Here is a 20,625-nt window from a genome sequence, read left to right on the forward strand (position 1 = left end):
ACCGCTATGGCGCTCGACTCCGATCAGCTCGCGGGCTGGCTGCAGACCGCCGCCGGCGTCCTCGACGGCGCGTCCGACCAGTTCATCGCGGGGCACCGCGCCGATTCGGCCGTGGCCAAGAAGGGCAACGACTTCGCCACCGAGATCGACCTGGCAATCGAGCGGCGGGTCGTCGCGGAACTGAACCGGTTGACCGGGATCGGCGTGCACGGCGAGGAGTTCGGCGGCGAGTCGCTGGACTCCGAGTACGTGTGGGTGCTCGATCCCATCGACGGTACGTTCAACTATGCGGCGGGTTCTCCGATGGCCGCGATCCTTCTGGGGCTGCTGCACAACGGCGAACCGATCGCGGGGCTGACCTGGCTGCCGTTCGTCGGGCAGCGCTACACCGCGATGGCGGGGTTTCCGATGCAGGACAACGGTGTCACTCTGCCCGCTTTGGAGCCCACCACGCTGGCGGAGTCGATGGTCGGGATCCAGACCTACAACATCGACTCGCGCGGCACGTTCCCCGGGCGTTACCGCAGCGCGGTCCTGGACAACCTCAGTCGGGTCTGCTCACGCGTGCGCATGCACGGCGCGACCGGCATCGACCTCGCCTACGTCGGCGCCGGAATCCTGGGCGCCGCCATCAGTTTCGGCCACCACATCTGGGACCACGCCGCGGGTGTGGCGCTGGTGAGGTCGGCCGGAGGCATCGTCACCGACCTGGCCGGCCAGGAGTGGACCCCCGCGTCGCGGTCGGCGTTGGCCGCCGCGCCCGGTGTGCACGAGGAGATGCTCGAGATACTGCGTTCGGTCGGAAACCCGGAGGACTACCTGTGATCATCAGTGATGTTGCGACTCGGGTCATCCCGTGCCTCGACGTCGACGCGGGCCGCGTGGTCAAGGGCGTGAACTTCGAGAATCTGCGCGACGCAGGCGATCCCGTCGAGTTGGCGGCGGCCTACGACGCCGAGGGCGCCGACGAGTTGACGTTCCTCGACGTCACGGCGTCCTCCTCGGGTCGTGCCACGATGCTGGAGGTCGTGCGGCGCACCGCCGAACAGGTCTTCATCCCACTGACGGTCGGCGGGGGCGTCCGCTCGGTCGAGGACGTCGACGTGCTGCTGCGCGCGGGGGCCGACAAGGTCTCGGTCAACACCGCGGCGATCGCGCGTCCGGAACTGCTGGCGGAGCTCTCACGCCAGTTCGGGTCTCAGTGCATCGTGCTGTCGGTCGATGCGCGGACCGTGTCCGCGGGCGGCGAGGCCACGCCGTCGGGATGGGAGGTCACCACCCACGGCGGTCGGCGCGGCACCGGGATCGACGCGGTCGAGTGGGCCGTGCGCGGTGCCGAACTCGGCGTGGGGGAGATCCTGCTCAACTCGATGGACGCCGACGGCACCAAGGCCGGGTTCGACCTGCCGATGCTCAAGGCCGTGCGCGCCGCGGTGACGGTGCCGGTGATCGCCAGCGGCGGCGCGGGCGCGGTCGGCGACTTCGCGCCCGCTGTGCGGGCCGGCGCCGATGCGGTGTTGGCGGCCAGCGTCTTCCACTTCCGCGAACTGACCATCGGCGAGGTCAAGGCGGCCATGGCCGCAGAGGGGATCGTGGTGCGATGACGGCCTTGGACCCCGCGATCGCGGCCCGACTCAAGCGCAATGCCGACGGCCTGTTCACCGCCGTGGTGCAGGAGCACGGTACCGGTGACGTGCTGATGGTCGCCTGGATGGACGACGCTGCACTGGCCCGCACGCTGGCCACCCGTGAGGCCACCTACTTCTCGCGGTCGCGCAACGAGCAGTGGATCAAGGGCGCCACGTCGGGGCACACCCAGCGCGTGCACTCGGTGCGCCTGGACTGCGACGGCGACGCCGTGCTGCTCGAGGTCGACCAGGTCGGCGGGGCGTGCCACACCGGTGACCACAGCTGCTTCGACGCCGACGTGCTGTTGACCTCCGACTGAATTCTCGCCGCTCGCCGACCTCCCACGCGGTTAGGCTCGGCAGATGAGCGACCCGTTCGGCCAGTGGCCCAACCCGTTCGGCGATCCCACACCGCGGCCGCCCGTCTTCCACGCCCCGCCACCGCCGCCACCGCGGCGGGACCGGAAAGTGGTGTGGTGGACCCTGGGAGCGGTCGGCGTGATGGCGATCGTCGTGGCGGTGACGGTGGCACTCGTGTTGCGCTCAGGGACCGACCCCGCACCCGGACCCGTGACCGCGGACTCGTCCGCCATGTCCGAACCTGCAGCGCAGGAGACGGTCGGCGTCGTCACCGACGAGCCGACGTGCGCGAAGTTCGATGCCCTCAACTTCGACGGCACCCAGCTGTTCCTCGACTTCGCCGGAGAGATTCCGCCGCTTCCGATGTCCTGGACGCCCGAACAGCGCCGCCACGCCGACGAACTGGCAGGCAGGTTCCGTGCGGCCGCTGACCAGACGGAGTCATTCCTGCTCGACAGTCCGAACCGGGCGGTGCGGGAACTCTACGGGCAGTTGATCGCCCAGGCGCGCACGTTCGCCGACAAGCTGCCGTCCGCGGAGTTCTCGGGCCGCAGCCCCATTCTGTGGGCCGGTTCCAAGTACGGGTTGGCCGCTGGGGCGGCGGCCAACGCGCTGAAGGGAATCTGCTCGGCCGTTCGCACCGGTGATGCGAGCCGCAATCAGGTGCCCGGCATCCCGGTCACCGATCCGCCGACACTCATCGCCGATCCGGCGAACCCGCAACTCATGCCGAGCGCACCGCTGCCCAACTGCACTGAGGCGCAACCGCTGTTCGCCCAATTCATGCAGCAGCAGCGGCCCGCCGACATGCCGGAGCGCATCATCGACTTCGGTGAGCGCAGTGGCGACCCGATGGTCGCCTACCTGGCCACCTTCGCCGCGCAGAACGTGCGCGCAGCCGAGAAGTCGTCGACGTACTCCGCGTTGAACCTGCCGGCGAACTGGACTCTGCTGCTTCTGCAGTACACATGTGAGGCCGTCGCGGCGGCTCCCTAACCGGGATTCAGCCGCGAGCGCGCAACGTCTCCAGGGCCTTGTCGGCGTGGGTGTCCATGCTGATCTCGCTGGCGATCACCTCGAGCACCCTGCGGTCGGTGTCGATCACGAAGGTGGTGCGCTTGACCGGCAGGAACTTCCCGAGCAGGCCGCGCTTGACCCCGAACGCCGTGGCGACCTCACCGTCGGCGTCGGACAGCAGTGGGTAGTCGAACCTCTCCTTGCCGGCGAACTGCGCCTGCTTGTCGACACTGTCGGTGCTGATGCCGACCCGCTGGGCGCCGACCGCGGCGAATTCGGCCGCCAGGTCCCGGAAGTGGCAGGCCTCCTTGGTGCAGCCCGGTGTCATCGCGGCCGGGTAGAAGAACAACACCACCGGTCCGTCGACCAGAAACTCGCTGAGCTTGCGGACCGTGCCGGCCTGATCTGGCAGGGCGAAGTCCTCCACGACATCCCCAGGTTTCATGAGGGTCACGCTACGCCGGGACCGTGATGCCCGTCTGGGAGGATGGTCAGCGTGCACGCCAACGCCCACATCGCCTTGACCACGACGCGGGACGACTTCCGCGCGCTGGCGGCCGAGCATCGTGTCGTTCCGGTCACCCGCAAGGTGCTCGCCGACAGCGAGACGCCCCTGTCGGCCTACCGCAAGCTCGCCGCCAATCGGCCGGGAACGTTCCTGCTGGAATCGGCCGAGAACGGCCGCTCGTGGTCGCGCTGGTCGTTCATCGGCGCGGGTGCACCGTCGGCGTTGACCGTGCGCGACGGCGAAGCCGTCTGGCTCGGCACCACACCGCAGGACGCCCCCAGCGGGGGAGATCCGCTGGAGGTCCTGCGCGCGACGCTGTCGCTGCTGGAGACCGCGCCCCTGGCCGACCTGCCGCCGCTGTCCAGCGGCATGGTCGGGTACTTCGCCTACGACCTGGTCCGCCGCCTGGAGCGGCTGCCCGAACTGTGCGTCGACGATCTTCAGCTTCCCGACATGGTCATGCTGCTGGCGACCGACATCGCCGCGGTCGATCACCACGAGGGCACCATCACGCTGATCGCCAACGCGGTGAACTGGAACGGCACCGACGAGCGGGTCGATGAGGCCTACGACGACGCGGTCGCGCGCCTGGATGTCATGACCGAGGCGCTGGGGCAGCCGCTGCCGTCGTCGGTGGCCACCTTCAGCCGGCCCCAGCCCGTGCATCGCGCACAGCGGACCGTCGAGGAGTACACCGGCATCGTCGAGAAGCTGGTGGGTGACATCGAGGCCGGTGAGGCGTTCCAGGTGGTGCCCTCACAGCGGTTCGAGATGGACACCGACGTCGACCCGATCGACGTCTACCGGATGCTGCGGGTGTCCAACCCGAGCCCGTACATGTACCTCATGCACGTGCCCAATGAGGCTGGCGGCACGGCCTTCTCGATCGTGGGCTCGTCGCCGGAGGCCCTGGTGACCGTCAAGGACGGCTGGGCCACCACGCACCCGATCGCCGGGACCCGGTGGCGTGGCGCCACAGAGGAGGAGGACCAGCTCCTCGAGAAGGACCTGCTGGCCGACGAGAAGGAGCGCGCCGAGCACCTGATGCTCGTCGATCTGGGCCGCAACGACCTGGGCCGGGTCTGTGTGCCCGGCACGGTGCGGGTCGAGGACTACAGCCACATCGAGCGCTACAGCCACGTGATGCACCTGGTGTCGACCGTCATGGGACTGCTCGAGGAGGGGCGCACCGCGCTGGACGCGGTGACGGCGTGCTTCCCGGCCGGGACCCTGTCGGGGGCCCCGAAGGTCCGGGCCATGGAGCTCATCGAGGAGGTGGAGAAGACCCGCCGCGGCCTCTACGGCGGCGTGGTCGGCTACCTGGACTTCGCCGGCAATGCCGACTTCGCGATCGCGATCCGGACCGCGCTGATGCGGGCCGGCACCGCCTACGTCCAGGCCGGCGGTGGTGTGGTGGCCGACTCGAACGGGCCCTATGAGTTCACCGAGGCGTCGAACAAGGCGAAGGCCGTGCTCAGCGCCATCGCCGCCGCCGAGACCCTGACCGCGCCGCGCGATGACTGACACCCCGCGGCGCGGCACCGTGCGCGGTCTCCGCATCGGCCAGCTTCTCCTGGTGATCGCGGCCCTGCTGCTGTGGGGGGCCGCCCGGCTGACGTGGGTGGTGCTGCACTCCTCCGACGGTCTGGGCCAGCCCAAGACCGTGGACCTGGCCGGTTCGACCTGGTCGACGGCCCTGCTGCCGGTTGCGCTGCTGCTGGCGGCCGCGGTGGTCGCCACGCTCGCGGTGCGGGGGTGGCCGCTGCGCGCCGTGGCGGGGCTGCTGGCCGTCGTCAGCGCCGGGCTCGCCTACCTGGCCGTGACCCAGTGGGTCGTGCCGGACGTCGATGAACGCGCCGCCCAACTCGCACAGATCCCGTTCGCCGATCAGGTGATCACCGAGCGGCAGTACGCCGGCGCGGTCTGCACGCTCATCGCCGCGGCCTGCACACTGGTCGCGGCGGTGCTGCTGATCCGCTCCGCCACGGCGGGCCGCCGGACGACCAGCCGGTACGCCGCCCCGGGCGCACGCCGCGCGGCGCTGCAGGCCGACACCGCGCAGGCGCAGACACCGGGCGACGCGGGGGCGTCTCCTTCTCAGGCCGGGCTTTCGGAACGGATGATCTGGGACGCCCTCGACGAGGGACACGACCCCACCGTCGGGGAGAGCGACGACAGGCCGGATCCGTCGGCGGAGGGCCGGTGACGGTTGCGGGCCACTGAACAGATACGCTTTGTCCAGCCATCGCGGAACGTGCACCAGCGCCCCGACGAGCATTCGCGGCAGTGCAGGAAGGAACGACTGGCATGAGTTCGGCCAACGTGCTCGACTCGATCATCGAGGGAGTCCGCGCTGATGTTGCCGCTCGAGAAGCCCTCGTCAGCATGGAGGAGATCAAGGCCCGCGCCAACGCGGCTCCGCCCCCGCTCAACGTTCTCGCGGCGTTGCGGGAGCCCGGCATCGGCGTCATCGCCGAGGTCAAGCGGGCCAGCCCCTCGCGGGGCCAACTGGCCAACATCCCGGATCCCGCGGAGTTGGCCACGGCCTATCAGAGCGGCGGCGCCCGGATCATCAGCGTGCTGACCGAGCAGCGGCGATTCAACGGCTCGCTCGACGACCTCGACGCCGTCCGTGCGGCGGTCAGCATCCCCGTCCTGCGCAAGGACTTCATCGTGCGGCCGTACCAGATTCACGAGGCCCGCGCCCACGGCGCCGACATGCTGCTGCTGATCGTCGCGGCCCTCGAACAGCCTGCGCTGGTGTCGATGCTGGACCGCACCGAGTCGCTCGGTATGACGGCCCTGGTGGAGGTCCACACCGAGGAGGAGGCCGACCGGGCTCTGCAGGCCGGCGCCACCGTCATCGGCGTCAACGCACGGGACCTCAAGACCCTCGAGGTCGACCGGGACTGCTTCGGCCGGATCGCGCCGGGCCTGCCCAGCAACGTCATCCGCGTCGCGGAGTCCGGGGTGCGGGGGACCGCGGATCTGTTGGCCTACGCTGGTGCCGGTGCCGACGCGGTGCTCGTCGGCGAGGGCCTGGTGACCAGCGGCGACCCGCGCGGCGCGGTGGCTGACCTGGTGACCGCGGGCACCCATCCATCCTGTCCGAAGCCGGCCCGCTAGCTGGCCGAATGAGCCTCCGGGCACGCAAGAGAGCTTCCAGCCATGGCTGAACACACCCGAAATGACCTGCCGCGCATGAGCGCTGCGGTGTCTGAGACCACGCGGCATGAGCCCGACGATCGCGGCCACTTCGGTGTCTACGGCGGACGGTACGTCGCCGAGGCACTGATGGCCGTGATCGAAGAGGTCACCGCCGCCTACGACAAGGTGCGCATCGACCGCGAGTTCCTCGGCGAACTCGACCGCCTGCAGGAGCACTACTCCGGCCGACCGTCGCCGCTGTATGAGGCCACCAGGCTGTCCGAGCACGCCGGCGGGGCCCGGCTGTTCCTCAAACGTGAGGACCTCAACCACACCGGCTCGCACAAGATCAACAACGTGCTCGGGCAGGCCCTGCTGGCCAAGCACATGGGCAAGAAGCGTGTGATCGCCGAGACCGGTGCCGGCCAGCACGGCGTCGCGACGGCCACCGCATGCGCGCTGCTCGACCTGGACTGCGTGATCTACATGGGTGCCGTCGACACCGCGCGGCAGGCACTCAACGTCGCCCGGATGCGCCTGCTTGGTGCCGAGGTGATCTCCGTCGAGTCCGGTTCGAAGACGCTCAAGGACGCCATCAACGACGCGTTCCGCGATTGGGTGACCAACGCCGACTCGACGTACTACTGCTTCGGCACAGCGGCCGGGCCGCATCCGTTCCCCACCATGGTGCGTGACTTCCAGCGCATCATCGGCATGGAGGCACGGGCCCAGATCCAGGCGCAGGCCGGCCGCCTGCCCGACGCGGTGACCGCGTGTGTCGGTGGTGGATCCAACGCGATCGGTATCTTCCACCCCTTCATCGACGATCCCGGCGTACGCCTCGTGGGATTCGAGGCCGCCGGTGACGGCGTCGAAACCGGAAGGCACGCAGCCACTTTCACTGGCGGCACGCCGGGGGCTTTCCAGGGCTCGTTCTCCTACCTGCTTCAGGACGAGGACGGTCAGACCATCGAATCGCATTCCATCTCAGCCGGTTTGGACTACCCGGGGGTTGGTCCCGAGCATGCGTTCCTGCTCGACTCGGGCCGGGCGGAGTACCGGCCGGTGACCGACACCGAGGCCATGGACGCCTTCCGCCTGCTGTGCCGCACCGAGGGCATCATCCCGGCGATCGAGTCCGCGCATGCGGTGGCGGGCGCCTTGAAGCTCGGTGCCGAACTGGGCCCGGGCGCCATCGTGGTGGTCAACCTCTCGGGACGCGGCGACAAGGATGTCGCCACCGCGGCGCGGTGGTTCGGCCTGCTCGACGATTCGGCGGTGCAGTCGTGAGCCAAACCTCCCGGCTCGGGCCGATCTTCGACTCCTGTCGTGCCGAGGGACGCTCGGCATTGATCGGTTACCTGCCCACCGGCTATCCGGACGTGGCGACCTCGATCGAGGCCATGACGACCCTGGTCGACGCCGGATGCGACATCGTCGAGGTCGGAGTCGCCTACTCCGACCCCGGGATGGACGGCCCGGTCATCGCCGCGGCCACCGAGACGGCGTTGCGCGGGGGAGCCCGCGTCCGTGACGCGTTACGCGCCGTCGAGGCGATCAGCAACGCCGGTGGTCACGCCGTCGTGATGACGTACTGGAATCCCGTGCTGCGCTACGGCGTCGACGCGTTCTCGCGGGATCTGGCCGCCGCCGGCGGACTTGGTCTGATCACGCCGGACCTCATTCCCGACGAGGCCGACGCATGGTTGGCCGCCTCGGAAGCCCACGACCTGGATCGCATCTTCCTGGTGGCGCCGTCGTCGACACCGCAGCGTCTGGCCGCCACGGTGCAGGCGTCGCGGGGCTTCGTCTACGCGGCGTCGACGATGGGTGTGACGGGGGCACGGGACGCGGTGTCGAACATGGCGCCGGAGTTGGTGGCCCGGGTCAAGGCCGTCTCCGACATTCCGGTCGGCGTCGGACTCGGGGTGCGTTCGCGGGAGCAGGCCGCCGAGATCGGCTCGTATGCCGACGGCGTGATCGTGGGCTCGGCACTGGTGTCCGCACTCGGTCAGGGACTCCCGGCCGTGCGTGCGCTCACCGAAGAACTGGCAATCGGCGTGCGGCAGAGAGTGACTGGGGTATCTGGGTGATCACATCGACACTGGCCTATTTTCCCAGCCCTTCCCAGGGTGTGTGGCATCTGGGCCCGTTGCCGATTCGGGCCTACGCGGTGTTCATCATCATCGGGATCGTGGCCGCACTGATCATCGGAGATCGACGCTGGGTGGCCCGAGGCGGTGAGCGCGGGGTCATCTACGACATCGCCGTCTGGGCGGTGCCATTCGGCCTCGTCGGTGGCCGCATCTACCACGTTCTGACCGACTGGCAGACCTACTTCGGGCCAGGCGGCGCCGGACCGATTGCCGCACTGAGCATCTGGAGCGGTGGACTCGGGATCTGGGGCGCGGTGGCCTTCGGTGGACTGGGTGCCTGGATCGGCTGCCGGCGGCGTGGAATCCCGTTGCCCGCCTTCGGTGATGCGATCGCGCCCGGCATCGTGCTGGCGCAGGCGATCGGTCGGCTGGGCAACTACTTCAACCAGGAGCTCTACGGCCGGGTCACCACCGTGCCCTGGGGCATGGAGATCTTCTATCGCAAGGATCCCTCCGGCGTCGTCGATGTGCATTCGCTCAACGGCGTCTCGACGGGGCAGGTGCACTCCGTCGTGCACCCGACGTTCCTCTACGAACTGCTGTGGAACCTTCTGGTTTTCGCGGCCCTGATCTACATCGACCGGCGTTTCAAGATCGGTCACGGCAGGTTGTTCGCGCTCTACGTCGCGGGGTACTGCCTGGGCAGGTTCGGCGTCGAGCTGATGCGGGACGACATCGCCACGCACATCGCCGGCATTCGGATCAACTCGTTCACCGCGACCTTCGTGTTCATCGGCGCGTTCGTGTACTTCATCCTGGCGCCGAAGGGCCGGGAGGACCCGGCCACGCTGCGCGGCAACGACGAGGAGACCCTCGTCGAGGAGATCGCCGAGGATCTCGCGGCAGTGGCCGCCACCACCGGCGTCGTCGCCGCGGCCACGGTGGCAGGTCGGGAGGACACCGAGGACTCACCCGAGCCGGATGCCGCCGAACCGTCCGAGGTGGATGTCGAGACGCTTGACGCGGTGACCGTCGACGACCCTGAGCCCGTGCCTGTTGAGATCGGTGACGACGGTTCTGAGGATTCGGGGGACTTGGAGGCTGCAGACGCCGCCGCGGTGGCCGAGCTGGACGTCGACGCCGTCGAAGAGGCCGCTGAATCCGGCGAGGCTGAGGCTGCAGACGTTGAAGACGCTGTTGACGAGGTTGACGACGAGGCCGAGGACGAGGACATTCTCGAAGCCGAGGTGGCCGCGCCTGGAGTCGAGACCGAGTCCGCGGCCGTCGCCGAGGAGGCGGATCTGATCGACGAGGATCACGATCCGGTCGACGAAGAGGATCTCGAGAGCCTCGATGAGTCGGTGGCCGTCCTCGCGGATGGGCCGATGTCTGAGCAGGCTGAGGAGCTTGCTGCCGCAGACGCCGAAACCGAGGATTCAGAGGTTGATGAGGCCGATGAACTCGAAGAGGCTGTCGCTGAGGATTCGGCCGAGGCCGACGAACCCGAGGCCGAACCCGAGGCGGCTGAGTCTGAGGAGTCTGAGGAGCCCGTTGCCGAGGATCTGATCGACGAGGATCACGATCCGGTCGGCGAAGAGGATCTCGAGAGCCTCGATGAGTCGGTGGCCGTGCTCGATGGGCCGGTGTCTGAGCAGGCTGAGGAGCTTGCTGCCGAAGACGCCGAGTCGGCTGATGAAGCCGAAGAGGCTACTGCAGACGCTTCTGCCGCGGACACCACCGAAGGGTCCGACGCTGACGCGGACGAGGTTGAAGGGGTCGCCGCCGAAGCCGCTGGGTCCGATGAGGCCGTGGTGGAGGAGTCCAGCGACGACTCCGCGGCGGCTGAGTCGGAGCAGGTCGAGGATGCTCCCGCTGACGAGGCCGCTGGGTCCGATGAGGCCGTGGTGGAGGAGTCCAGCGACGACTCCGCGGCGGCTGAGCCGGAGAAGGTCGACGACGCCGTCACCGACGACGCTGAGGCTGATGAGGCCACCGAATCTGATGAGCCCGCTGATGACTCTGCCGAACCCGCGGCCGAGCAGGAGGAGGACGCCTCCGAAGCCGGCCGTCGCCGGTGGTGGCGGCGCAAGCGCTGACGACCAGTCTGGTCATCTCGGCGCCTCCCGCGTCGAGTTGGGCGTGAGGGTTGTGATTCGGCCCAATCAACAGCCCTGGCGTGCATTTGGGCGCCCCGCGTCGATCTCGGCGGTCCGCGTGCATTTGGGCGCCCCGCGTTGATATCGGCGTATCGGCGACACCGGAAACGATCTGGCATTCTGGAGACCATGACGGATCCGCAGCCCGGCCCACATCCGGGCGATGGCTCGACACCGCAGGGACCGCCGCAGTTTCCACCGCCGCCCCCTCAGTACACCCCGCCCAGCAGCCACCAGTATCCGCCGCCACCACCGGGCTATTACCCACCCGGCGGCCCTTACGGAGACCCGTCCGCCCCGTACGGGCGCCACGCCGTCACCGGCGAGCCGTTGTCGGACAAGTCGAAGGTGGTCGCGGGCCTGCTGCAGCTGCTCGGGCTCTTCGGGTTCCTGGGCATCGGCCGGATGTACCTCGGCCAGGTCGGCTACGGAGTCGCTCAACTGCTGATCGGCTGGATCGGCGGTGCGGTGCTCGGCATCCTCACCTGTGGCCTCGGATTCGCACTGCCCGCGATCTGGGGTGTCGTCGATGCGGTGCTGATCCTCACCGATCGGGTCCGCGACCCGCAGGGACGTCCGCTTCGCGATGGCACCTGACCGCATCGGCTCGGGGCGGGCCGGGATCTATGCCGCGCTGGGCGTCGGCGGGCTGGCCACCGCCGGTGCGCTGACGTACATCGGTCTGGTCGACCCGCATCGTCCGGGCTCGGTGTTTCCGCCGTGCATCTTCAAGGCCCTGACGGGATGGGACTGTCCGGCCTGCGGTGGCCTGCGGATGACACATGACGTTCTGCACGGCGACATCGCGGCAGCGGTCAACGACAACGTCTACCTGCTCGTCGGGATACCGCTGCTGCTGGCGTGGGTTCTGGTTCGGTACACGCGCCGCAAAAGGGTGTTCACCTGGTGGGCCGGCGCGGTGGTGCTCGTCAGCGCGGTGGCCTGGACGGTGGTGCGCAATCTCACTGGTTTTCCGCTGGTGCCGACAGTTCTGGTGGCTTAACGCCCCGTTCTGGGCTGATACAATCGACTCGCCAATGCGCGCCCCTCATGTCGGGCTGCGCTGGGCATTCGTCGGGCCGATGCAGTCCCGGATGACAGATCGTCAGACTGCGGTAGCCCTGAAGAACTGAAACGCTTTGTGCGCAAAGACTTTTCGCCCGCCGTCGTCATGACCGCAGAGGTGGATGCGCATGCTGTTCTCGGCTTTGCCGGAAGCTCAAGGGCTCTATGACCCCGCGCAGGAGTCGGACTCCTGTGGTGTCGCCATGGTCGCCGACATCAAGGGCCGACGTTCGCACTCGATCGTCTCCGACGGCTTGGTGGCCCTCGAACACCTCGAGCACCGCGGTGCCGCCGGCGCCGAGCCCAACAGCGGTGACGGCGCAGGCATCCTGCTCCAACTGCCGGTCGAGCTGCTGACCGAGGTCGTCGACTTCCCGCTGCCCGCACCCGCCGCCGACGGTGCCAACACCTTCGCCGCCGGCATCTGCTTCCTGCCGCAGAACCCCGTGGCCCGGGAGGCGGCACGGCACCGCATCGGGGAGATCGCCGCCGACGAGGGCCTTGAGGTGCTGGGCTGGCGTGAGGTGCCGATCGATCCCGACGGGGCCGACGTCGGGATGACGGCCCTGGGCTGCATGCCGCATTTCGCGCAGCTGTTCGTCGCGGGCCCCGAGGGCGACGGTCCTCGACTGTCGGGTATCGACCTCGACCGGCGGGTGTACCCGCTGCGCAAGCGGGCCGGTCACGTCACCCCGGAGGTCGAAGAGGCCGGCACCGGCGTCTACTTCGCGTCGCTGTCGTCGCGGACCATGACCTACAAGGGCATGCTCACCACGATGCAGCTGCCCAAGTTCTTCCCCGATCTTCGGGATGAGCGCTGCCGCAGTGCAATCGCGATTGTGCACAGTCGCTTCTCCACCAACACGTTCCCGTCGTGGCCGTTGGCGCACCCGTTCCGCTTCGTCGCCCACAACGGCGAGATCAACACCGTCCGCGGCAACCGCAACCGGATGCACGCCCGCGAGGCCATGCTGGCGAGTTCGGTCATCGGCGGGGATCTGTCGCGGCTGAGCCCGATCTGCACACCGGACGCGTCGGACTCCGCGTCGTTCGACCAGACCCTGGAACTGCTGCACCTCGGTGGTCGCAGCCTGCCGCACGCGGTCATGATGATGATCCCGGAGGCCTGGGAGAACAACGCCACACTGAGTCCGCAGCGGCGCGCGTTCTGTCAGTTCCACGCCTCGATCATGGAGCCGTGGGACGGCCCGGCCTGCGTGACGTTCACCGACGGCACGGTCGTGGGTGCGGTGCTCGACCGCAATGGCCTGCGCCCTGGCCGGTGGTGGCGCACCATCGACGACCGCATCATCCTGGCCAGCGAGAGTGGCGTGCTCGACGTCGCCCCCGGCGACGTCGTGGCCAAGGGCCGTCTCGAGCCCGGCAGAATGTTCCTGATCGACACCGCGGCCGGCCGGATCGTGTCCGACGAGGAGATCAAGGATCAGCTCGCCAATGCCCACCCCTACGGGGAGTGGCTGCACGCGGGCCTGCTGGACCTCAAGACCCTGCCCGAGCGGACACGGGTGCAGCCCAACCACGAGTCGGTGGTGCGCCGCCAGATCGCGTTCGGCTACACCGAGGAGGACCTGCGTCTGCTGCTGACACCGATGGCGGCCTCCGGCGGTGAACCGCTGGGCTCGATGGGCACCGACACCCCCGTGGCGGTGCTGTCACAGCGGTCAAAGCTGTTCTACGACTACTTCATCGAACTGTTCGCGCAGGTGACCAACCCTCCGCTGGACGCCATCCGGGAGGAGATCGTCACCTCGATGGCCCGCGTGATGGGGCCCGAGCAGAACCTCCTCGAGGAGACGGCCGCATCGTGTAGGCAGATCCTGCTCCCGTATCCGGTGCTGGACAACGACGAGCTCAACAAGATCGTCCACATCAACGACGACGGTGAGCAGCCCGGGCTGAGGACCTCGGTGCTGCGCGCGCTCTACGACGTCGAGCGCGGCGGCGAGGGCCTGGCCGAGGCGATCGACGACCTGCGTCGCCGCGCATCCGAGGCCATCGCCAGAGGCGCTCGCACACTGGTGATCTCGGACCGCGACTCCGACCACACCAAGGCGCCCATCCCGTCGCTGCTGGCGGTCTCGGCCGTGCACCACCACCTGGTCCGCACCAAGGAGCGCACCATGGTCGCGCTCGTGGTCGAGACCGGCGACGCCCGCGAGGTGCACCACATCGCGCTGCTGATCGGCTACGGCGCCGCCGCGGTCAACCCGTACCTGGCGTTCGAGTCGATCGAGGACCTGATCCGCGAGGGTGAGCTCACCGGCATCGAACCCGCGACCGCCGTGCGCAACTACCTCAAGGCACTCACCAAGGGTGTCACCAAGGTGATGAGCAAGATGGGCATCTCCACGGTCGCGTCCTACACCGGAGCGCAGGCGTTCGAGGCGATCGGCCTGGACAAGGGCGTGGTCGACGAGTACCTGGAGGGCACGGTGAGCCAGCTCGGCGGGGTGGGCCTGGACGTGCTCGCCGAAGAGGTCAAGCTGAGGCACCGCCGCGCCTATCCGGAGAATCCGACCGAACGGGTGCACCGCCGCCTCGAGGTCGGCGGCGAGTACCAGTTCCGCCGCGAGGGCGAACTGCACCTGTTCACTCCGGAGACCGTGTTCCTGCTGCAGCACGCGACCCGGACGGGGCAGTACGACGTCTTCGCGAAGTACTCCGACGAGGTCGACAGGCTCTCGCGTGAGGGCGGAACGCTGCGCGGGCTGTTCGGCTTCAGGAAGGGCGTGCGCCCGCCGGTGCCGATCTCCGAGGTCGAGTCCGTCGACTCGATCTGCACGCGGTTCAACACCGGCGCCATGAGCTATGGCTCGATCTCGGCCGAAGCCCACGAGACCATGGCCATCGCGATGAACAACCTCGGTGGCCGGTCGAACAGCGGGGAGGGCGGCGAGGACGCCGACCGTCTCTACGACCCGCGCCGCCGCAGCGCGGTCAAGCAGGTCGCCTCGGGGCGGTTCGGAGTCACCAGCGAGTACCTGGTGAACGCGACGGACATCCAGATCAAGATGGCTCAGGGCGCCAAACCCGGTGAGGGCGGTCAGCTTCCGGGGTACAAGGTGTACCCCAGCATCGCCAAGACCCGGCACTCCACGCCCGGTGTCGGGCTGATCTCGCCGCCGCCGCACCACGACATCTACTCGATCGAGGATCTCGCTCAGCTGATCCACGATCTGAAGAACGCCAACTCGGCGGCGCGGATCCACGTCAAGCTGGTCAGCTCGGTGGGCGTCGGAACCGTGGCCGCCGGTGTGTCCAAGGCACATGCCGACGTCGTGCTGATCAGCGGCTACGACGGCGGCACGGGGGCCGCGCCCCTGACTTCGCTCAAGCACGCGGGTGCGCCGTGGGAGATCGGCCTGGCCGACGCGCAGCAGACGTTGGTGCTCAACGGTCTTCGCGATCGGATCACCGTCCAGTGCGACGGCGGTATGCGGACCGCGCGCGACGTGATGGTCGCGATGCTGCTCGGTGCCGAGGAGTACGGTTTCGCCACGGCGCCGCTCATCGTCTCGGGCTGCATCATGATGCGGGTCTGCCATCTCGACACCTGCCCGGTGGGCGTCGCGACGCAGAACCCGGAACTGCGGGCGCGGTTCAACGGCAAGCCGGAGTTCGTCGAGAACTTCTTCCGGTTCATCGCCGAGGACATCCGCCGGTACCTGGCCGAGCTGGGCTTCCGCAGCATCGACGAGGCCGTCGGGCACGCCGAACTGCTCGACACCGAAGCCGGTGTGGCGCACTGGAAGAGCCAGGGCCTGGACCTGTCACCGCTGTTCGGCACGCCGACTGACCAGCACGGGGCGCCGTTGCCGCAGCGGCGCAGGCTGCGCGATCAGGACCACGGCCTCGAGCATGCGCTGGACCAGACTCTCGTCGCGCTGGCCGAGGGGGCGCTGGAGGACGCGCACACGGTGGTGCTGGAACTTCCGGTGCGCAACGTCAACCGCACAGTGGGCACGCTGCTCGGTTCGGAGGTCACGCGCCGGTACGGCGCCGCGGGCCTGCCGGCCGACACCATCACGGTGAAGCTGACCGGTTCGGCCGGTCAGTCCCTGGGGGCGTTCCTGCCGCCGGGCATCACCATCGATCTGGTCGGCGACGCCAACGACTATGTCGGCAAGGGACTCTCGGGCGGTCGCGTGGTCGTGCGCCCGCCGGACGATGTGCTGTTCCTGCCTGAGGACAACGTCATCGCCGGCAACACGCTGCTCTACGGTGCGACCTCAGGTGAGGTGTTCCTGCGCGGACGGGTGGGCGAGCGGTTCTGCGCGCGCAACTCCGGTGCGCTGGCCGTCACCGAGGGCGTCGGCGACCACGCCTGTGAGTACATGACGGGCGGCCGCGTCGTCGTGCTCGGCCCGACCGGCCGCAACATGGCCGCGGGCATGTCGGGCGGTATCGCCTACGTGCTGGGACTGAACCCGGCCAAGGTCAACACCGAGATGGTGGAGCTGCAGCGGATGGAGGCCGAGGACCTGGCCTGGCTGCGCAGCGTCATCGCCCGGCACGCCCAGCTCACGGGCAGCACCGTCGCGAGCTCGGTGCTCGACGACTGGCCAAGGCGCAGCGCGCAATTCACCAAGATCATGCCCACCGACTACCAGCGGGTGCTGCAGGCCACCAGGATGGCCAAGGCGGAGGGACGTGACGTGGACACGGCGATCATGGAGGCGACTCGTGGCTGATCCGACCGGCTTTCTGCATGTGCCCAAGATCGAGGCCGCCAAGCGCCCGGTCGACGAGCGCGTGGGCGACTGGCGCGAGGTCTACGAACGCCAGGACCCACACGAGCGCGCCGGCGAGGTCAGCCAGCAGGCGCGGCGCTGCATGGACTGCGGCATTCCGTTCTGCCACTCGGGATCCGCGGGCTGCCCCCTGGGCAACCTGATCCCGGAGTGGAACGACCTGGTGCGCCGCGGCCGCTGGGATGCCGCCAGCGACCGTCTGCACGCCACGAACAACTTCCCGGAGTTCACCGGGCGGCTGTGCCCGGCGCCGTGTGAGGCGGCGTGCGTGCTGTCGATCTCGGAGGCCCAGACCGGCGGCAGCGTGACGATCAAGCGGATCGAGCAGACCATCGCGGACCAGGCCTGGCTCGACGGCACCGTGGAACCTCAGCCCGCGGCCATCGCGACGGGCAGGAACGTCGCTGTCGTCGGTTCCGGTCCCGCGGGACTGGCTGCCGCACAACAGCTCACCCGTGCCGGCCATCACGTCACGGTGTACGAGCGCGACGACCGACTCGGCGGACTGCTGCGTTACGGCATCCCGGAGTACAAGCTCGAGAAGGACACCCTCAACCAGCGCCTGACCCAGATGCGGGCCGAGGGAACACGTTTCGTGACCGACTGTGAGGTCGGAGTCGACCTGTCGGTCGACGAGCTGCGCAACCGCTTCGACGCCGTGGTGCTCGCCGTCGGCGCACTGCAGGGCCGCGACACCGAGGTCGAGGGCCGGCACCTCAATGGCGTCCATCTGGCGATGGAGCACCTCGTGCCGGCCAACCGGGAGTGCGAGGGCGACGGGCCGTCGCCCATCTCGGCGGCAGGCAGGCACGTCGTCATCATCGGCGGCGGCGACACCGGTGCCGACTGCCTGGGTACCGCGCACCGCCAGGGTGCGGCGTCGGTGACGCAGTTGGACTACAACCCCGAACCACCGGAGGTTCGCGACGAGTCCCGCACGCCCTGGCCGACCTGGCCGCTGCTGCTGCGCACCTCGCCCGCGCATGCCGAGGGCGGTGCCCGCAGGTACGAGGTGGCCGTGCAGCGGTTCCTCGGCGACGACGACGGCAACCTGGTGGCGATCGAGATCGCCGAGGTCCGCGTCACCAGGGACGCCGATGGGCGGCGCCACATCACCCCTGTCGGTGAGCCGCTGCGGCTGCCGTGTGACCTGGCTCTGCTGGCGATCGGTTTCGAGGGTGTGGAGCCGATGCCGCTCCTGGACGGACTGGGTCTGGAACGCAACCGCCGCGGTGCCCTGCCGTGCGGTTCGGACTGGCAGACCAGCGCGCCCGGGGTGTTCGTCTGTGGCGATGCTCACAGGGGCGCCTCACTGGTGGTGTGGGCGATCGCCGAGGGCCGAAGCGCCGCGCACGCCGTCGACGTGTACCTGATGGGGGAGTCCGACCTGCCCGAACCGGTGCGGCCCAGCGCGTTGCCGCTGGCGGTCGTGTAGGTGTCGCCCAGGCGAAATCCAGGCCCGCGATCTGTATCGGTCGAGATGCCTCCTGACTGCGACTATGCTGGCTCGTCGTGACCAGACGCGCCAAGATCGTATGTACATTGGGCCCCGCCACCGGGACTGACGAGAAGACGCGTGCCCTCGTCGAGGCGGGGATGGACGTCGCCCGGATGAACTTCAGTCATGGCGAGCACGCCGACCACAAAGAGGCCTATGAGCGCGTGCGACGCGCCTCCGACGCCACGGGTCGCGCGGTGGGCATCCTCGCCGACCTGCAGGGCCCCAAGATCCGGCTCGGCCGGTTCGCGGACGGCCCCACGGTGTGGGAGACCGGCGAGACCGTGCGCATCACGGTCGAGGACTGCCCGGGCGACCACGACCGGGTGTCGACGACCTACAAGCAGTTGGCCGACGACGCCCAACCGGGAGATCGCCTTCTCGTCGACGACGGCAAGGTCGCCCTGGTCGTCGAGCACGTCGACGGATCCGACGTGGTGTGCACCGTGACCGAGGGCGGCCCCGTCAGCAACAACAAGGGGCTGTCGCTGCCCGGCATGAGCGTGTCGGTGCCGGCGCTGTCACAGAAGGACATCGAGGACCTCGAGTTCGCCCTGCAGCTGGGTGTCGACCTGGTCGCGCTCTCGTTCGTCCGGTCGCCCGCCGACGTCGAACTCGTCCACGAGGTCATGGACCGCGTGGGACGCCGGGTTCCCGTGATCGCCAAGCTGGAGAAGCCCGAGGCCGTGGACAACCTCGAGGCCATCGTGCTGGCGTTCGACGCCGTCATGGTCGCGCGTGGCGACCTGGGCGTCGAGCTGCCGCTCGAAGAGGTGCCGTTGGTGCAGAAGCGCGCCATCCAGATGGCCCGTGAGAACGCCAAGCCCGTCATCGTGGCCACCCAGATGCTCGACTCGATGATCGAGAACTCGCGGCCCACCCGGGCCGAGGCCTCCGACGTGGCCAACGCGGTGCTCGACGGCGCCGACGCGGTGATGCTGTCGGGGGAGACCTCGGTGGGCAAGCATCCGCTCGAGGCGGTCCGCACGATGGCGCGAATCATCACCGCCGTCGAGGACAATTCGATCGCGGCGCCGCCGCTGACCCACGTTCCTCGCACCAAGCGCGGTGTGATCTCTTATGCCGCAAGGGATATCGGAGAGCGCCTGGACGCCAAGGCGCTGGTGGCGTTCACTCAGTCCGGTGACACCGTGCGCCGGCTGGCACGTCTGCACACGCACCTGCCGCTGCTGGCCTTCACGGCGCTGCCGGAGGTGCGCAGCCAGCTCGCGCTGACCTGGGGTACCGAGACATTCATCGTCCCCACCATGAACACCACCGACGACATGATCCGGCAGGTGGACAAGTCCCTGCTGAACCTCGGCCGCTACAAGCGCGGCGATCTGGTGGTCATCGTCGCGGGCGCGCCACCGGGCACAGTAGGCTCGACCAACCTGATCCATGTGCACCGGATCGGTGAGGACGACCACTAGCCACCCGCGCCACCAGGAGACCGCCCCCAGATGACGACGCCGGCCAGTAGAGACTTCGAAGAACTGTTGGCAGTCCTCGACCTCCGCAGGGCGGATTCGTCGGCACCCGGCGTTGAGACCTTCTTCGGTTCGCATCCGACGAAGAATCCGATCCGCACGTTCGGCGGACAGATGATGGCGCAGGCGTTCGTGGCCGGAAGTCGGACGGTGCCGGCCAACCTGCCGCCCAGTGCGCTGTCGGCGCACTACATTGCCGGCGGCGACCCCGAGCAGGACCTGGAGTTCTCGGTGGTCCGCCTCCGCGACGAACGCCGGTTCGCCAATCGGCGGGTGGATGTGACCCAGAACGGCGCACTCCTGGGCACTGCGCTGATCTCGTACCTGTCCGGTGGCCGAGGCCTCGAGCACAACGTCGAGATGCCGTCGGTGACGGGCCCCGAGTGGCTGCCCAAGATCGACGAGCTGCTGGCGGGATACGAGGAGACGGTGCCGCTGTTCGTCAACGCGTCGCGGCCCATCGAATGGCGCTATGCGAACGACCCCGCGTGGATCATGCGCGACAAGGGCGCCAAGCTGCCCCACAACCGCGTGTGGATGAAGACCGAGGGTTCGATGCCCGACGACCCGGTGCTGCATCAAGCCGCGCTGGTGTACTCCTCGGACACCACGGTGCTGGACTCCATCATCACCACGCACGGCCTGTCCTGGGGTCACGACCGCATCTTCGCCGTCACGATGAACCACTCGGTGTGGTTCCACCGCCCGTTCCGGTTCGACGACTGGGTGCTGTACGCCACGACCTCACCCGTCGCCGCGGAGTCGCGGGGCCTGGGCACCGGGCACTTCTTCAACGAGGACGGCGAGGTGGTGGCCACGGTCGTGCAGGAGGGCATCGTCAAACACTTCCCGAGCCGCTGACCTCCGATCCCAACCCGCTGCGGCACA

At 68.8% G+C, this 20,625-nt stretch carries 16 protein-coding genes and 1 pseudogene; 16 read left to right on the forward strand and 1 reads right to left on the reverse strand.

Annotation, left to right across the window (positions count from 1 at the left end; genetic code table 11):
• Positions 1-6: 6 nt before the first annotated feature.
• The 4 genes from A5727_RS24035 to A5727_RS24050 are packed head-to-tail and all read left to right on the forward strand — an operon-like array spanning position 7 to position 2,984.
• The gene (locus A5727_RS24035) at positions 7-825 is read left to right on the forward strand and encodes an inositol monophosphatase family protein (protein WP_068256290.1); all 819 of its coding nucleotides are present in this window, start codon (positions 7-9) and stop codon (positions 823-825) included.
• On the forward strand, positions 822-1,604 hold the full coding sequence (gene hisF / locus A5727_RS24040; RefSeq protein WP_157521546.1) for an imidazole glycerol phosphate synthase subunit HisF: 783 nt from the start codon (positions 822-824) through the stop codon (positions 1,602-1,604). Before A5727_RS24035 ends, hisF begins: the two co-directional genes overlap by 4 nt.
• Positions 1,601-1,948 carry a phosphoribosyl-AMP cyclohydrolase gene (hisI, locus tag A5727_RS24045; RefSeq protein WP_068256294.1) on the forward strand — a complete coding sequence of 116 codons (348 nt, stop codon included), beginning with the start codon at positions 1,601-1,603 and terminating at the stop codon, positions 1,946-1,948. Before hisF ends, hisI begins: the two co-directional genes overlap by 4 nt.
• A 43-nt stretch (positions 1,949-1,991) precedes the next feature.
• Positions 1,992-2,984 (forward strand): ESX-1 system-associated protein, encoded by a 993-nt coding sequence (locus A5727_RS24050; RefSeq protein ID WP_068256297.1) that lies wholly within the window; start codon positions 1,992-1,994, stop codon positions 2,982-2,984.
• Positions 2,985-2,991: 7 nt separating this feature from the next.
• On the opposite strand, the gene A5727_RS24055 is transcribed toward A5727_RS24050, so the two are convergent.
• On the reverse strand, positions 2,992-3,450 hold the full coding sequence (locus A5727_RS24055; protein ID WP_068256300.1) for a peroxiredoxin: 459 nt from the start codon (positions 3,448-3,450) through the stop codon (positions 2,992-2,994).
• 51 nt (positions 3,451-3,501) lie between these two features.
• On the opposite strand from A5727_RS24055, the gene A5727_RS24060 reads away from it, so the two are divergent.
• The 12 genes and pseudogenes from A5727_RS24060 (at position 3,502) to A5727_RS24115 (ending at position 20,598) form a co-directional block, all read left to right on the forward strand.
• Entirely contained in the window at positions 3,502-5,037 is a 1,536-nt protein-coding gene (locus A5727_RS24060; RefSeq protein WP_157521547.1) for an anthranilate synthase component I, read from the forward strand.
• Positions 5,030-5,719, forward strand: a complete 690-nt coding sequence (locus A5727_RS24065; RefSeq protein ID WP_068256306.1) for a TIGR02234 family membrane protein — start codon at positions 5,030-5,032, stop codon at positions 5,717-5,719. The genes A5727_RS24060 and A5727_RS24065 overlap by 8 nt, the downstream gene beginning before the upstream one ends.
• A 101-nt stretch (positions 5,720-5,820) precedes the next feature.
• Positions 5,821-6,639: an indole-3-glycerol phosphate synthase TrpC gene (gene trpC, locus A5727_RS24070; protein ID WP_068256309.1), complete on the forward strand. Its 819-nt coding sequence runs from the start codon at positions 5,821-5,823 to the stop codon at positions 6,637-6,639.
• Between the two features lie 42 nt (positions 6,640-6,681).
• Positions 6,682-7,950 carry a tryptophan synthase subunit beta gene (gene trpB / locus A5727_RS24075; protein ID WP_068256312.1) on the forward strand — a complete coding sequence of 423 codons (1,269 nt, stop codon included), beginning with the start codon at positions 6,682-6,684 and terminating at the stop codon, positions 7,948-7,950.
• A complete protein-coding gene (trpA, locus tag A5727_RS24080) occupies positions 7,947-8,753 on the forward strand; it encodes a tryptophan synthase subunit alpha (RefSeq protein ID WP_068256315.1) in 807 nt (268 codons plus the stop codon). Before trpB ends, trpA begins: the two co-directional genes overlap by 4 nt.
• A pseudogene (gene lgt / locus A5727_RS28545) lies at positions 8,753-9,616 on the forward strand (prolipoprotein diacylglyceryl transferase); the annotation flags it as partial. The gene trpA and the pseudogene lgt, both read left to right, overlap by 1 nt.
• A 1,425-nt stretch (positions 9,617-11,041) precedes the next feature.
• The gene (locus A5727_RS24090; protein WP_068256320.1) at positions 11,042-11,509 is read left to right on the forward strand and encodes an NINE protein; all 468 of its coding nucleotides are present in this window, start codon (positions 11,042-11,044) and stop codon (positions 11,507-11,509) included.
• Positions 11,499-11,915: a DUF2752 domain-containing protein gene (locus A5727_RS24095; RefSeq protein ID WP_068256322.1), complete on the forward strand. Its 417-nt coding sequence runs from the start codon at positions 11,499-11,501 to the stop codon at positions 11,913-11,915. The genes A5727_RS24090 and A5727_RS24095 overlap by 11 nt, the downstream gene beginning before the upstream one ends.
• A gap of 190 nt (positions 11,916-12,105) precedes the next feature.
• Positions 12,106-16,689 (forward strand): glutamate synthase large subunit, encoded by a 4,584-nt coding sequence (gltB, locus tag A5727_RS24100; protein ID WP_068256325.1) that lies wholly within the window; start codon positions 12,106-12,108, stop codon positions 16,687-16,689.
• Positions 16,682-18,184, forward strand: coding sequence for a glutamate synthase subunit beta (locus tag A5727_RS24105; protein WP_068256328.1), 1,503 nt, complete (start codon positions 16,682-16,684; stop codon positions 18,182-18,184). The genes gltB and A5727_RS24105 overlap by 8 nt, the downstream gene beginning before the upstream one ends.
• Positions 18,185-18,261: 77 nt before the next feature.
• Complete coding sequence (gene pyk, locus A5727_RS24110; protein ID WP_068256331.1) at positions 18,262-19,680, forward strand: pyruvate kinase; 1,419 nt, start codon at positions 18,262-18,264, stop codon at positions 19,678-19,680.
• Between the two features lie 30 nt (positions 19,681-19,710).
• On the forward strand, positions 19,711-20,598 hold the full coding sequence (locus A5727_RS24115; RefSeq protein ID WP_068256334.1) for an acyl-CoA thioesterase II: 888 nt from the start codon (positions 19,711-19,713) through the stop codon (positions 20,596-20,598).
• Positions 20,599-20,625 lie beyond the last annotated feature (27 nt).

Source organism: Mycobacterium sp. ACS4331, from assembly GCF_001667265.1.
In the GTDB taxonomy this organism is placed as follows: domain Bacteria; phylum Actinomycetota; class Actinomycetes; order Mycobacteriales; family Mycobacteriaceae; genus Mycobacterium.

Coding starts and splice junctions, on each gene's coding strand:
- A5727_RS24035 (WP_068256290.1), top strand. CDS start 7: ATGGCGCTCGACTCCGATCAGCTCGCGGGCTGGCTGCAGACCGCCGCC.
- hisI (WP_068256294.1), top strand. CDS start 1,601: ATGACGGCCTTGGACCCCGCGATCGCGGCCCGACTCAAGCGCAATGCC.
- A5727_RS24050 (WP_068256297.1), top strand. CDS start 1,992: ATGAGCGACCCGTTCGGCCAGTGGCCCAACCCGTTCGGCGATCCCACA.
- A5727_RS24055 (WP_068256300.1), bottom strand. CDS start 3,450: ATGAAACCTGGGGATGTCGTGGAGGACTTCGCCCTGCCAGATCAGGCC.
- A5727_RS24065 (WP_068256306.1), top strand. CDS start 5,030: ATGACTGACACCCCGCGGCGCGGCACCGTGCGCGGTCTCCGCATCGGC.
- trpC (WP_068256309.1), top strand. CDS start 5,821: ATGAGTTCGGCCAACGTGCTCGACTCGATCATCGAGGGAGTCCGCGCT.
- trpB (WP_068256312.1), top strand. CDS start 6,682: ATGGCTGAACACACCCGAAATGACCTGCCGCGCATGAGCGCTGCGGTG.
- A5727_RS24090 (WP_068256320.1), top strand. CDS start 11,042: ATGACGGATCCGCAGCCCGGCCCACATCCGGGCGATGGCTCGACACCG.
- A5727_RS24095 (WP_068256322.1), top strand. CDS start 11,499: ATGGCACCTGACCGCATCGGCTCGGGGCGGGCCGGGATCTATGCCGCG.
- gltB (WP_068256325.1), top strand. CDS start 12,106: ATGCTGTTCTCGGCTTTGCCGGAAGCTCAAGGGCTCTATGACCCCGCG.
- A5727_RS24115 (WP_068256334.1), top strand. CDS start 19,711: ATGACGACGCCGGCCAGTAGAGACTTCGAAGAACTGTTGGCAGTCCTC.